The following is a 12274-nucleotide window of genomic DNA, read 5'->3' on the forward strand; positions in this document are numbered from 1 at the left end:
GGTCAGCGCGGCGTGCTCGCCCCCGCCGGGGGTGCCGGCGGGGCCTCGGCCTTGCCTCCCCGGGTGCCGCGCCGTTCATGCATCGTCATGACCATGCCGTAGCGGGGCCGCAGCGTGATGGTGGCGTGGTTGACGACGCGGTGCGAGGGCACATGGCGGAATTCGTACCGCTGGATCATCGCGGCCAGCAGCAGATGCGCCTCCATGAGCGCGAAGTGCTTGCCGATGCACAGGTGCGGTCCCGCGCCGAAGGGCAGGTAGGCGAAGCGGTGCCGTCCCTTGCGCGCCCCCACCCCGAAACGGTCCGGATCGAAGCGCTCGGGGTCGCTCCAGTGGGCCGGGTGGCGGTGGATGTTGTAGAGGTCGACCAGGACGCGCGAGCCGCGCGGCAGGCGGAAGCCACCCAACTCGGTGTCCTTCAGGACCAGTCGGGGCACGATGGGCGCCGACGGGTAGAGCCGCATCGACTCCTCGAAGACCTGGAGGGTGAAGGGCATGGCGGGCAGGTCCTCCGCCGTCGGCGTACGGCCGCCCAGCGCCTCGTCCACCTCCCGCTGGGCCCGCGCCAGCACGTCCCGGTGCCGGGAGAGGAGGTAGAAGGTCCAGCTCAGGGTGACGGCCGTGGTCTCGTGGCCGGCGGCGAAGGTGGTGATCACCTCGTCCCGAAGCTGCCGGTCGTTCATGCCCTCGCCGGTGTCCTCGTCGCGGGCCGCCAGCATCATGTCCAGCAGATCGCCGCGGCCGGCGTCGCCGGATTCGGCCCGCCGCTCGCCGATGATCCGGAAGATCAGCTCGTCGATGGCCGCCATCACCCGCTGGAACCTGCGGTTGCGCGGGGTGGGCCACGCGGTGGGCGGGCTGAAGGGGTTCTGGAGGCGGTCGAAGGCGTAGTTGACGGCGACCTCGACGGCCTCGGGCCCGATATCGCCGAGGTCGTCCGTGATGTCGGTGCTGAACATGCACCGGCTGACGATGTCCAGCGTGACCCGCATCAGCTCGGTGTGCAGGTCGACGGGGTCGCCGGTGCGGTAGGTGGCGGCCAGGTGGGCCATGTGGTCCTCGACCGCCGCGGACATGGTGCCGAACATCCGGGAGATGGCCTGCTTGGTGTAGATCGGCTGCATCATCCGCCGATTACGCAGCCAGCTCTCGTGGTTGTCGCTGGTCAGCAGGCCCTCGCCGAGCACCAGCCGCAGCGGGTTGTCCGCACCGAGCTTGCCGTAGGTGGGGCTGTCGGTGAGGACCTCGCCGGCCAGCTCGGGGCTGGAGACGCCGTGCACGGGCACCGGGCCGAGGTGGTAGCGGGCCAGGTCGCCGCGCTCCTGCCAGCCCTGGTGCAGGGCTTCGAGGATGTCGCGGCGGAAGTCCAGGACGCTGCCCAGCACGGGCAGTCCGCGCACCTCGGGCGCGGGCTGGCGCAGGCCGGGGAGTTCGGTGAGGGTCTGTGTCGGCATGATCCGCCCTTACTTGCGGCCCAGGGCGCAGACCCAGCCGAGTGACCGGCGGGGCTCCGCGACATGGCGGGTGTCCTGGAATCCGGCGCGGTCCAGCATGCCGGTCAGCTCCGCGCCCGAGAGGATGCGCAGCCCGTCTCGCTCGGACCGCTCGGTGAAGCGCTTGCCGAAGGCCCGCTGCACGGGTGTCGGCCGGTCCGCGGCCTCCTTGCTCATCTCCAGCGTGACCGCGAGGCGCCCGCCGGGCTTGAGCACCCGCAGCGCCTCCGCCAGTCCCCGCATCGGGTCGGGCCAGAAGTAGAACGTCTCGATGGCGCTGACCCGGTCGAACGTGGCGTCGGGGTAAGGGAGTCGGCCGGCGTCGCCCTGCTGGATCGTCACCTGCCGCCGGGCGATGCCGGCGGCGTTGCGGCGTACGGCCTGGCGGACCATGGCCGGGGAGTAGTCGACGCCGGCGACGTGTCCCAGGGTGGCGCGGCGGGACAGCAGCTCGACCGCCATGCCGCTGCCGCAACCGATGTCGAGGACGTGATGGGAGCGGCGGACGTCGAGGTGTTCGATCGTCCACCGGGTCAGGCTGCGGTGCTGCACCGTCATCAGGTGCCCGACCAGCGCGCCGGCCACCCCGTCCGGCTTGCGGAAGTTGTCCTGGAGCACGTCGTGCGGACTTCTGGCAATCGTGCCGGGCATCCCCGTTCCCCTTTCCTGTCTCTCACTGGTTTTACGGTCGGTGCGCGGCGCACCCTCGGACGGATCCGGAGTCGCCCGCCGGTCAGTGCGCGCGACGCGCGGCGCGCTCCAGGGCGGCCAGGTAGCCGCGCAGTGCGGCCCGCCCCGGGCCGCGGCCCACCGGGAGCGTGGGGGCGGCGGCGCGGTGCCAGGGCAGGTCCCGCCCGCCGCCGGTGTCGTCCGCGGGGGCGGCGCCCCGGAGGCGCCCGAGCAGCCGTTCGGCGAGGTGGGCGCCGTGCGCGACGGACAGGGCCAGGCCGTGCCCGCAGCAGCCGCCCGCGTACCAGATGTCCGGCGCCCCGGCGAGCGGCCCGACCACCGGCAGGTCGTCGCCGGTCATGGCGATCCGGCCGGTCCAGCGGTGGCTGACCACCACCTCGGCCAGCAGGGGGTGCAGCGACCGCAGCCGCTCCTCCAGCCATCGCCGGGCGGCGGTGGTGTCGTCGCCGGGAAGGGTGGCGGGACCGCCGCCCATCACGAGCCGGTCGTCGGGCGTCAGCCGGAAGTACGGGGTCAGGGGGACGGCGCCGATCAGCGCGCTGCCGGTCGGTCCGCCCAGCGCCGCGACGGCCTCGGGGGCGAGCGGTTCGGTGGCCAGGGCGTGCACGTCCAGGGGCAGCACCGTGCCGACCGGCAGGTCCAGCGCCGCGGCGCCCGCGTTGACGGCGAGGACGGCGGCGCGGGTGCGGATCCCGCCGTGCGGGAAGGCGAGTTCGGCACCGCGCGGCCGCCCGGCGTGCCAGGCCACCAGGCGCGAACCGCCGTACAGGCGCACCCCCTGGGCGGCGCAGGCGTGCGCGAGAGCGGTGGTCAGGGCCGCCGGGTCGAGCGTGGCCGCCTCCCGGTAGAGGAGACCGGCCTGGTAGGGCAGGTCCACCCGCCGCCGGATGTCGGCGGCGCCCAGGACCGGGACGTCCAGTCCCAGCGCCTGATAGGCGCGCGCCTGGCGGGACAGCCGGGCCAGGCCCGCGGCCGACCGGGCCGCGACGATCTGTTCACCGGCCCGCACCGGGACGCCCAGCGCGGCGCACAGCTCGGTGGTACGGGCCACCGCGTCCTGGCTGGCCCGGTGCATCCGCCGCGCCACGGCCGGGCCGAAGCGGCGTACGGCACGGTCGGCCGGCGGCCCGGCGCGCGGGCCGAGCAGCCCGGTGCCCCGGCCGCTGGCGCCCGCCGCCGGACCCGCGGCGTCGATGACCGCGATGTCGGTGCCGGGGGCGAGGCGCGCCAGGTGGTAGGCCGTGGACAGGCCGGCCAGGCCCGCCCCGACCACGGTGACGTCCGCGGTCAGCGCGCCGGTCACGGGCGGCGCGGACAGGGTGGCGGGCGCGCCGGGTGGCGGGCCGCCGCGCTGCCAGGGCGGGCCCTGGACCAACTGGGCCGCGCCCGCCGGGGACGGCGGATGCGCGGTGCTCATCCGCTCTCCTCTCCCCCCGGCCCGCCCGGGCCGTCGTCGTAGGGCACGGCGCGTACGGCCGGCCGGTGCAGTACGTGAAAGCCGCGGTCGTGCCACAACAGCGGTTCGCCCGCGCCGACGTGGACGGCGCGCACCCGGCCGACGACCAGGTGGTGGTCGCCGTAGCGGCGCAGGTCCTCCACCGAGCACACCGACCAGGCCAGGACATCCGCCCGGACCGGCACGCCCAGGACGCTGCGCACGTCCAGCGCGCGGAAGCGTTCGGCGGCCGCCACCGAGGGGTCGGCGCAGCGCCGTGCCCAGCCGCGCTGCCGCTCGTGCAGCAGGTGGACGCCGAAGGCGCCGGCGGCCCGGATCGCGGCCAGGGTGCGCGAGCCGTTGTCCAGGCACAGCGACTGCAGGGGCGGCCGGGCCGAGAGGGAGGTGACGGTGGAGACCGTGGCGCCCACCGGGCCGTGCTCCGCCCGGGCGGTCACGACGCAGACGCCGGACGCCAGTTGGGCGTACAGGTCCAGGCACGCGCCGGGCGCCGGCGCGGCGGGGGCCGGGGCGTCGTGCGGCCCGGCCCGCAGCGCCACCGCCGGGTCAGCCATGGCGGGCGTCGGCGAGCTCGACCACGGTGATCTCCCCCAGCAGCCCCTCCAGAATGCGCACGATGTTCTCCCGCAGGGTGTCCTCGGCGACCGGGTCGAGGATCTCGGCCAGGGTGGGGATGCCGAGGTCGAAGGCGGCGGTGAAGGTCACCGTCGCGCCGTCGCCGTCCGGCTCGCACACCCAGGAGCCGCGGAAGACGTCGAAGTCGCCCTTGGTCTGCTCGAAGGTGACGGTCAGCCGCTCGGGGGAGAAGGTGTCGCGCTCGCTCCAGCGCATCAGGCCGTTGCGGAAGATGACGCTCCAGTCGGACAGCAGGGAGCCGTCGGCCTGGGGCGGGTGGACGGTGATCTCGGAGACCTTGTCGGTCAGTTCGGGGTAGCGGCGGAAGTCGCTGACGAGTTCGTAGGCGGCCAGGGCCGAGCGGTTCCGGGTGGCCACCCGGATGGTTACCTCACGCATGGCGGTGCTCCTTGGTGTCGGGTATCGGAAATCGCGGGTGCCTGAGCGGCGCCCCGGCGGCGGTGCTCAGCGCGCCATGCGGGTGGCGACGGCGGCCAGGGACTCGGCCAGCGCCGAGGCGAACAGCTCGGTCTGCTCCTCGCTCAGGACGGCCGGCGGGGTCAGCCGCATGACCAGGTTGGAGTTGAGCGAGTGGTTGACCAGCACGCCGCGGTTGACCAGCTCCAGCACCGTCTCGCCGACCGCCTGCTCCCGCGCGAACTCCACGCCGATCAGCAGGCCGCGGCCGCGCACCTCCCGCACCAGCCCGCCGGTGTACGGCGCGCAGACCGCCTCGACCTGGGAGCGCAGCCGCTCGCCGAGCGCCGCGGCGCGCTCCACCACGCCCTCCTCGTCGATGGCGCGTACGGCGGCGTACGCGGCGGCGCACGCGATCGGTGAGGCGCCGAAGGTGGAGGTGTGCAGGTAGGGATCGCGGCCGAAGGGACGGTAGGCGCTCTCGGTCGCCAGCATCGCGGCGACCGGGACGACGCCGCCGCTGAGCCCCTTGCCCACGAGCAGGACGTCGGGCACCACCTCTTCGGCGTCGACGCCCCACCAGGAGCCGAGCCGCCCCAGGCCCGTCTGGATCTCGTCGACGATCAGGAACGCCCCGTGGGAGCGGCACAGATCGGCGACCGCGCGCAGATAGCCGGGCGGCGGGATGCGGACGCCGCCCTCGCCCTGGACCGGTTCGAGGATCACGCAGGCCCGCTCGCCGCGCGCGGCCAGCGCCTCGCGCAGTGCGCCGATATCGCCGTAGGGGACCTGGGTGGTGTCCGGCAGCAGCGGTTCGAAGGGGCTCTGGTAGGTGGCGTTGGCGGTGACGCTCAACGCGCCCAGCGTCTTGCCGTGGAATCCGGCGCGGGTGGTGATCAGGGCGTGGTGGCCGCCGGCCCGGGCCAGTTTCAGCGCGGCCTCGGTGGCCTCGGCGCCGGAGTTGACGAAGTGGACCTGGTCCAGGCCGGGCGGCGCCTGCTCGGCGAGGGCGGCGGCGGCGCGGGCCGCGACCGGTTCGAGGAAGAGGCGGGTGGCGAGCGGGTGCCGGTCCACCTGGGCGTGGACGGCGGCCACCACGGCGGGGTGGCGGTGGCCGAGGATGAAGACGCCGTAGCCGCCCAGGTCCAGAAAGCGGCGGCCGTCCGCGACGCTCACCCACGCCCCCTCGGAGCCCGTCTCGACCATGCCGCCGAGGACGGAGCCCACCACCGCGCGCCCGCGGCCGAGGTGGGCGCGGTACTGCTCCAGCACCTCGGCCTCGACGGGCCCGGTGGTGTGCTCGACGCTGCCGAGGACGCTCACGCCGTCGCCCCCAGCACGGTGGTCGCGTTGCCCGCGGGGACGGTGGCGCGGGCGGCCGGCAGACCGCGCGGGCCGCGCGCCCACTGCTCGACGGTGAGCTCCAGCGCCGACCGGATCAGCTCGCGGGTCGGGGCGCTGCCGCAGTGCGGCTGCCCGAGCGAGGAGGCGAACGGCAGCTCCTGCTGGAAGACCAGCAGCAGTTCGGTGTACTCGCGGAACCGGGTGCGGATCGAGGGCGGGAGGTTGGCGCCCTCCAGCATCGGCAGCAGCAGCCGGTCGACCGCCTCGATGGGGATCAGCCGGGGCGGGTGCGGGCGCGGCCCGTAGTTCTCGGCGAAGTCCAGGCACATCTCGACGCCCTCGTCGAGCCGGATGGCGTGCTCGCCCGCCGTCAGCCAGAACTCCCCGGCGGTGACGCCCGAGCGGATGAGGTCGGCGGTGGCGGTGGCCACCAGGTCCTGCGGGATGACGTCGATCCGCGCGTCGGGGGCGCCGGGCAGCACCGGCACCTGTCCCTTGATGACCGCGCCGAACGCCTTGGTGAAGCCCTGCGCGCCGGCCATGTGGCCGGTGCGGGAGTCGCCCATGACGACCGAGGGGCGCAGGATCACGCCGGGTACGTCGGCGTCCCGTACGGCCTGCTCGGCCTCGACCTTGGAGGCGAGGTAGGCGCCGGCGCCGGGGAAGCGCCGGGCGTCGGCGGCGGAGAGCGGGTTGGCGACGAAGGCGGTGCTCATGAAGTACAGCGGCGCGCCGGCCCGGGCGGCCATCTCCAGCATGGTGGTGGTGCCGGCCAGGTTGATCCGGCGGATCTCCGCCGGTTCGGCGCGCCAGTTGGTGGCGGCGGCGCAGTGCAGCACCACGTCCACCTCGGCGGCCAGCCGGTCGCGGGCCGCCGCGTCCAGGCCGAGGCCGGGCGCGGTCAGGTCGGCCTCGACCGCCCGTACCCGCGGGTCCTCGACGGGCGTGCGGTGGCGCAGGCAGACGATGTCGTAGTCGTCCGCCAGCTCGTCCATCAGGGCGCGGCCCACGACCCCGGTGCCTCCGCTGAGGAGGAGCGTGGGGCGTGCGGTGCTCGATGTCATGGTGGTGTCCCCCTGTCAGGTGATGGTCAGTGGGCCGCCGGCCAGCCACTGGGCCAGCGGGCCGGTCATCTTGGTGCGGGCGGGCGGGTGCAGGCCGAGGCCGCCGGTGCAGGCGGCGAGGTAGCCGACCTCGTCGCCGCCCATGAATGCCATGCCGCCCAGGAGTTCCACGGCGCGCGGCACGACCCGGGCCAGGGCGTCCTGGACGCTGTAGCGCATGAACAGGGAGTCGGCCAGCGCCGTCTCGTCCAGGCCGTCCTCGGCCATCGCGCGGCGGGCGATGCCCTCGGCCGCGGCCATCGCGCCCTCGATCTCCACCAGCAGGCGGATCCGGTCGGGCTCGGGCACCTTGTCGTTGCGCAGGACCCGCTCGACCAGGGCACTGGCGACCCCGAGGTAGCTGCCGGTCATCAGCAGCTCGAACCAGACGAACCCGGCCGTCTGCAACGCGTCGAGCTGTCCTGGGCCCGCGTCCGTGCGCACCACCAGTTCGCCGGGCACCAGCACGTCGGTGAGCGTGACCTGGTGGCTTTCCGCGCCGGCGAGGAACCGGCTGTTCCAGAACGGCTCGACGGTCAGTCCCTCGCTGCCCACCGGCACCATCGCCACGGCCATTTCCTGGCCCTCGCCGTCCTCGCGCGGCACCAGGACGCTCGCGGTGAGCAGGTCCATGGAGCCGGCCAGGCTGCACGGCCGCTTGACGCCGCTGATCCGTACGCCTTCGGGCGTCTGTGTGGCCGTCATCGTGGGGCTGAGGATGCCGCCGCCGGGACGGCCCTCGGCGAAGCCGGACGCCATGACGCGGTTGTCGGCGGCGATCCCCTCGACCAGCATCCACTCCAGGCCGTCGCCGGCCTGGCCGAGCCCGAGCAGGGACGCCATCGAGAACTGGTGCATGGTCGTCGCCACGGCGAGCGACGGCGACAGGGCGCCGAGCGCGCGCTGCACCTGGAGCGCCTCCAGCGCGGTCGCGCCGCGTCCCCGGTATTCGGTGGGGACGAGCAGGCCGGGCCCGCCGAATTTGCGGAACAATTCGATACCGGGTCCGCCGGGCTGTTCCAAATCCATCAGCGGACAGGCGGAAAGGGCTTCCCCCAGGCCGGGCAACAGGCGCGTCAGGGCAGCCCGTTCACGGTCAAGAAATCTCATGCTTCGTTCCTTAAGAGAAGGTGCACCGCGCGTGAGCGGGAAGGAATTACAGCGCGTTGGTCTCCCGGACCAGTCGCCACAGGGCGCCGGGGCGCAATCCGCCGTGAAAGGCGATGTATTCGGGAAGCGTGACGTGCGGCGCCCACTTCTCCTTGTAGTCGAGCTGCGCGGCGGCCGGGTAGATCCGCTCACCGTGCTCGGCGAGCAGCCGTACGCACCGGGCGAAGAACTTACTGGCGCCGGGCATTTCCCAGGCCGGGTCGAGACCGACGAAGGGAGTGAATCCGAAGTGCAGCCAGTTGCTTCCCTCGGCGGTCATCCGCTCGATCGCGGTGGCGTTGAGCGCCTCCATCGTTCCGGGCGGCGCTTCGGCGTCGCGGCGGCTGAGATCGTGCAACCAGCCGGGCCGGCTCCCGTACGCCGGTGAATAGCTGATGTAGCCGACCGCGCGCCCTTCGATTCGACCCACGAAAATGCGCTGGTGCGCACTGTGCGGGCCCTTGCGCTGGCCCACCAGGAATTGCAGTTCCTTCACGCCGCGGCCTTTTCCGCGCAGCCAGTCCCGGTCGATCCGGTCGAGGTCGGCGCAAGGCTGCCCGGGCGTGAGCTCGGTGACCTCCACCCCGGCCCGACGGGCCCGGGAGATCTTGTTCCGGAGGCGGACGAACGGCTTGCCGCGCAGCGTGAAGCGCTCCAGATCGACGGCGTAGGACGCCCCGAGCTGGTTGACCGTGAAGCCCCGCTCGGCGTACAACCGGACGTCGTCCTCCTGGAGTTGGACGGCGATCACCCGGCGCGGCGCGGTGTGCGCGACGAAGGCGTCCAGCAGCTCCGCGCGCTGTCCGGGCGCCGCGAACGGCCCGCCGAACTGGAGGACGTGCCGCCCGGCCGCGCGGTAGGCGCACACGCCGTCGAACCGCTCGTCGCGGAAGTGTTCGTTGCCGCCGTTGAGTGCCAGGAACGCGCTGGGATTGTCACCGTGCGCCGAGATCGCCGCGAGCGCCGACCGCATGCCGCCTCCCCTCGTCACGCGAAGGAGCCGGCCGGTCCGCCGCCGCGTACGCCCGCTCGAAAGCGTCGAACGCGGGATGCGCCACGGGCTCGAAAGGAACCCCGAACGGCTTCAGTGAATTCCCGAACAGGGCGCGGTCGCCCAGCAAATGGATCGGCAGCGCCAGAAGTGCCCACTCCGGCCCCACCCACCAGGCCCACAGCCCCGCGAACACGGCCCAGGTGAACAGGCTGTGCATCGCGTTGTAGGCGACGTAGAAACCCCGCCCGATACGCCCGTCCGGGCTTCTGCGATAAGCGACGGCACCGGGAAGGTAACCCACCACGTCAATGATCAGAAAGAGCCCGAGGAAAAGCCACCACCGGATCTCGGACAGATGCAGCAATGCGGCCGTCACCGCCACGGCGAGCGCGGCGAGCCATTCCAGTCGGTGTAAGAGAGATGTGGTCTTGGTCTCGAAGAGATTCTTGGCATCCACAAACGCCCCCGGTTCACATCGGCGGTCCGCAGCCCGTCACACCCACGCCGCGACGACCCTGCACCCTGTATTACGTGCGGGCCCGCCCCACCCCTCGCGCAAATATGAACGACGCGAGCAGCGTGCCGAAAGCCACCGATACTCCGAAGGCCGACCATCCGGCCGGCGCCCGCCCACCGCCCGGGGCCCCCGGGCGCCAGGCGTCAGGCGTCAGCCGTTCCGCCGGAAGAGCCCTCGCACCTTCTGGACGCCGCGGTAGCCCACGTAGCCGAAAAAGCCGAGGAAAACGACGAGGACCAGGATCACCTCCCACGGCTCCTTCAGGCTGTGGGAGTGACCGCCCGTCCCTATTCTGCGGCTCTTGTAGGCGAGTTCCACCGTGCTGACGCCGGCGCCGCCGAGATCGCTGTGACGGCCGAGGGGAGCACCGTGGCTGCCGCTCCCGCCCCGCCCGTACGCGACGTACGGGACCGAGTCGTTCGGCGGCGCCGCATACGCGGCCGTGGCCGGTGCGCCCCCGAGCAGGGCGGCAAGCAGCAGAAGTACGGTTGCCGAACGCATGAAGAAAAGACCCCCTGGATGGCGGCGGACCACAGCCGCGTCATGTACACGGCAATACACGCTAGGGCCTCCGGTGGGCGTCTGCCACCTACGCCCACCGTGCGGGACCCGCGGGAAATCCGTTCCCCACCAGCTCTCCACCAGCGGCTCCCGTGCGGCTCGCCCGAAGCCCTGCCCTTCGCCCGGAGGCGTTCAGCGGACACGCAGCCGGCGACCCCGGCTCAAGCTCCCCACTGCCGAAGCGTCTTGTTCTCTACCCCAAGTACGGCGTTTTCCGGTGCTCTAGGAAGTGCTCAAGCCGGAGTCGCTGTGTGTGGTGCATGGGCAGCGAGTCGAGTTCTCCATGGCCCACGAAGCGGAGTTCCGTGCTCTCGTCCGAGATGGCCAATGCACCACCGACCACGCGTGCCGTGAAGCACACATTGAACTGTCGGCGTACCTCCCCGTCGCTGTACGCGATGACGTGTCGGGGGTCGGTGTACGTACCGACAAGGCCAGTGATCTCCACGTCGAGGCCGGTCTCTTCCTTGACCTCACGCACGGCCGTACCGGGCAGTGAGTCTTCCATGTCCATGCCACCACCCGGCAGAGCCCACAGATCGTTGTCTCGCCGTCGCTGAAGCAGAATGCGGCCCTTGTCGTCAGTGACCACGGCAGAGGCCGCCACAACCAAACTGTTGGGCTTCGGCGCGTGGGGGTCGTCGTAATACTCGGTCCGTCCCATACGTTCAGCCTTCCACTGGTCGGGCTGTCTCCCATACCGCATGGAAGCTCTCCGCGTAGGTGTCGAACATGCCCCCTTCCCTGGTGCGTCGCAGGTGCCACACGGGCGCCGCGTACGCGTTGACGCCCCACACGTGAGCATTGACCAACACCTGATCATCGGCGCGATACAAGCTGTTGTAGAGCGTCGTGCCGTGCGTCCGCAGCTCGATGCCGGGCGTGCCGATCAACGGCCGGTAGTGCAGGAGCGCGAGGCGGCAACGTGACTCGATACCGTGGCCGAACCGCTCTTCGCGGCCTCGCTGCTGGACGTTGGGGCTGTCTGCGTCCCCCAGAGCGATCCGGACCGTGGCGCCTTCGGCGGCTCGCTCGCGCAACAGGTCGTTGAGCCGGGGGTACGCCTCATGCAAGAAGACAGCCGCGTACACCAGCACGTCAATCCGCTGGCGCCCCTGTGCGAGGAGTTCAACGAAGACCGACACAGGAAGGTCGGCCCGCTGCTCGTACAGCGTGACGAGTTCCGGGCTGACAGCCCTCGCGGCTCTCGCCTGCCGGAGTGCTGGCCACAATGCGTGGACCTCCTCCCCCAATGCTTCGGCGGCTTTCAGTGCTGTCGCCCGTCGTGGGGTGCGTCCGAGATTGACCCACCGTTCAACGGACTTCGGATCAACGTCCGTTGCGGCGGCAAGGTCTGCGTGCGTCCACCCTCCGGACGCCATGACGGCCCGCAGGCGTTCGTTCGGCATGGTCAGTGTCTCCCCCAAATCCAGGCGCTGGTAGGGACGTTCTACCCGGTGCAGGACGTCCCGAAATGGGGAACGTGCGAGGTTCCCCCGTCCCCGTGACCACAGCGACGATCACGAAGTCACGGTGTCAGCGGAGAGGATGGGCGAGCGCGCGATGGCGGACCCAAAGACGACCATGAGCACACCGGTTCACCTCGTGTTGCCGAGGGATGAACCGAAGCCTGTAGCGGGATGCGCCGGCTGCACTGAACTCGCCGCCGTGCGCGACCGTGCGCGAGCGGGCGGCGACATGACCACGGTGTCCGACTGCAACGTGTACTTGCGGCGTCATCCAGAGGGGCACTGATGATCACGCGTGCTGATATTGGCAGGCGTGTGGAAGACGCGGCCGGACGAGTCGGCATCCTGCGGGATGTCATCCCGGACTACGTGGACCCGGCAGACCCGCCCGGAGAGCGCCGTGAGCGGTCTACGGCGTTCTTGTGGCCCGAAGGCGGCGGCACTGAGTGGTCGGTCCCGCCAGATG

At 72.1% G+C, this 12274-nt stretch carries 13 protein-coding genes; all 13 read right to left on the bottom strand.

Features of this window, described 5'->3' with window-relative positions:
• Positions 1-2: 2 nt before the first annotated feature.
• Positions 3-1454, bottom strand: a complete 1452-nt coding sequence (locus ACZ45Z_RS12235) for a cytochrome P450 (protein ID WP_468360296.1) — start codon at positions 1452-1454, stop codon at positions 3-5.
• Positions 1455-1463: 9 nt separating this feature from the next.
• Complete coding sequence (locus tag ACZ45Z_RS12240) at positions 1464-2144, bottom strand: class I SAM-dependent methyltransferase (RefSeq protein WP_468360299.1); 681 nt, start codon at positions 2142-2144, stop codon at positions 1464-1466.
• 82 nt (positions 2145-2226) lie between these two features.
• Positions 2227-3600, bottom strand: coding sequence for an NAD(P)/FAD-dependent oxidoreductase (locus ACZ45Z_RS12245; RefSeq protein WP_468360302.1), 1374 nt, complete (start codon positions 3598-3600; stop codon positions 2227-2229).
• On the bottom strand, positions 3597-4193 hold the full coding sequence (locus ACZ45Z_RS12250; RefSeq protein ID WP_468360304.1) for a flavin reductase family protein: 597 nt from the start codon (positions 4191-4193) through the stop codon (positions 3597-3599). Before ACZ45Z_RS12250 ends, ACZ45Z_RS12245 begins: the two co-directional genes overlap by 4 nt.
• A complete protein-coding gene (locus ACZ45Z_RS12255) occupies positions 4186-4653 on the bottom strand; it encodes an SRPBCC family protein (RefSeq protein WP_468360307.1) in 468 nt (155 codons plus the stop codon). The genes ACZ45Z_RS12250 and ACZ45Z_RS12255 overlap by 8 nt, the downstream gene beginning before the upstream one ends.
• A gap of 66 nt (positions 4654-4719) precedes the next feature.
• Positions 4720-5994, bottom strand: coding sequence for an aspartate aminotransferase family protein (locus tag ACZ45Z_RS12260; protein ID WP_468360310.1), 1275 nt, complete (start codon positions 5992-5994; stop codon positions 4720-4722).
• The gene (locus ACZ45Z_RS12265; RefSeq protein WP_468360313.1) at positions 5991-7079 is read right to left on the bottom strand and encodes an SDR family oxidoreductase; all 1089 of its coding nucleotides are present in this window, start codon (positions 7077-7079) and stop codon (positions 5991-5993) included. The genes ACZ45Z_RS12260 and ACZ45Z_RS12265 overlap by 4 nt, the downstream gene beginning before the upstream one ends.
• Positions 7080-7094: 15 nt before the next feature.
• Positions 7095-8228 (bottom strand): acyl-CoA dehydrogenase, encoded by a 1134-nt coding sequence (locus tag ACZ45Z_RS12270; protein ID WP_468360316.1) that lies wholly within the window; start codon positions 8226-8228, stop codon positions 7095-7097.
• 46 nt (positions 8229-8274) lie between these two features.
• Positions 8275-9240 (bottom strand): bifunctional lysylphosphatidylglycerol flippase/synthetase MprF, encoded by a 966-nt coding sequence (locus ACZ45Z_RS12275; RefSeq protein ID WP_468360319.1) that lies wholly within the window; start codon positions 9238-9240, stop codon positions 8275-8277.
• Positions 9203-9718 carry a hypothetical protein gene (locus ACZ45Z_RS12280; RefSeq protein WP_468360322.1) on the bottom strand — a complete coding sequence of 172 codons (516 nt, stop codon included), beginning with the start codon at positions 9716-9718 and terminating at the stop codon, positions 9203-9205. Before ACZ45Z_RS12280 ends, ACZ45Z_RS12275 begins: the two co-directional genes overlap by 38 nt.
• Before the next feature lie 210 nt (positions 9719-9928).
• Complete coding sequence (locus ACZ45Z_RS12285; protein WP_468360325.1) at positions 9929-10279, bottom strand: hypothetical protein; 351 nt, start codon at positions 10277-10279, stop codon at positions 9929-9931.
• Positions 10280-10532: 253 nt separating this feature from the next.
• On the bottom strand, positions 10533-11003 hold the full coding sequence (locus ACZ45Z_RS12290; protein ID WP_468360327.1) for an NUDIX domain-containing protein: 471 nt from the start codon (positions 11001-11003) through the stop codon (positions 10533-10535).
• A gap of 4 nt (positions 11004-11007) precedes the next feature.
• Positions 11008-11748 carry a helix-turn-helix domain-containing protein gene (locus ACZ45Z_RS12295; RefSeq protein WP_468360330.1) on the bottom strand — a complete coding sequence of 247 codons (741 nt, stop codon included), beginning with the start codon at positions 11746-11748 and terminating at the stop codon, positions 11008-11010.
• Positions 11749-12274 lie beyond the last annotated feature (526 nt).

This window comes from Streptomyces sp. NPDC031210, assembly GCF_055570395.1.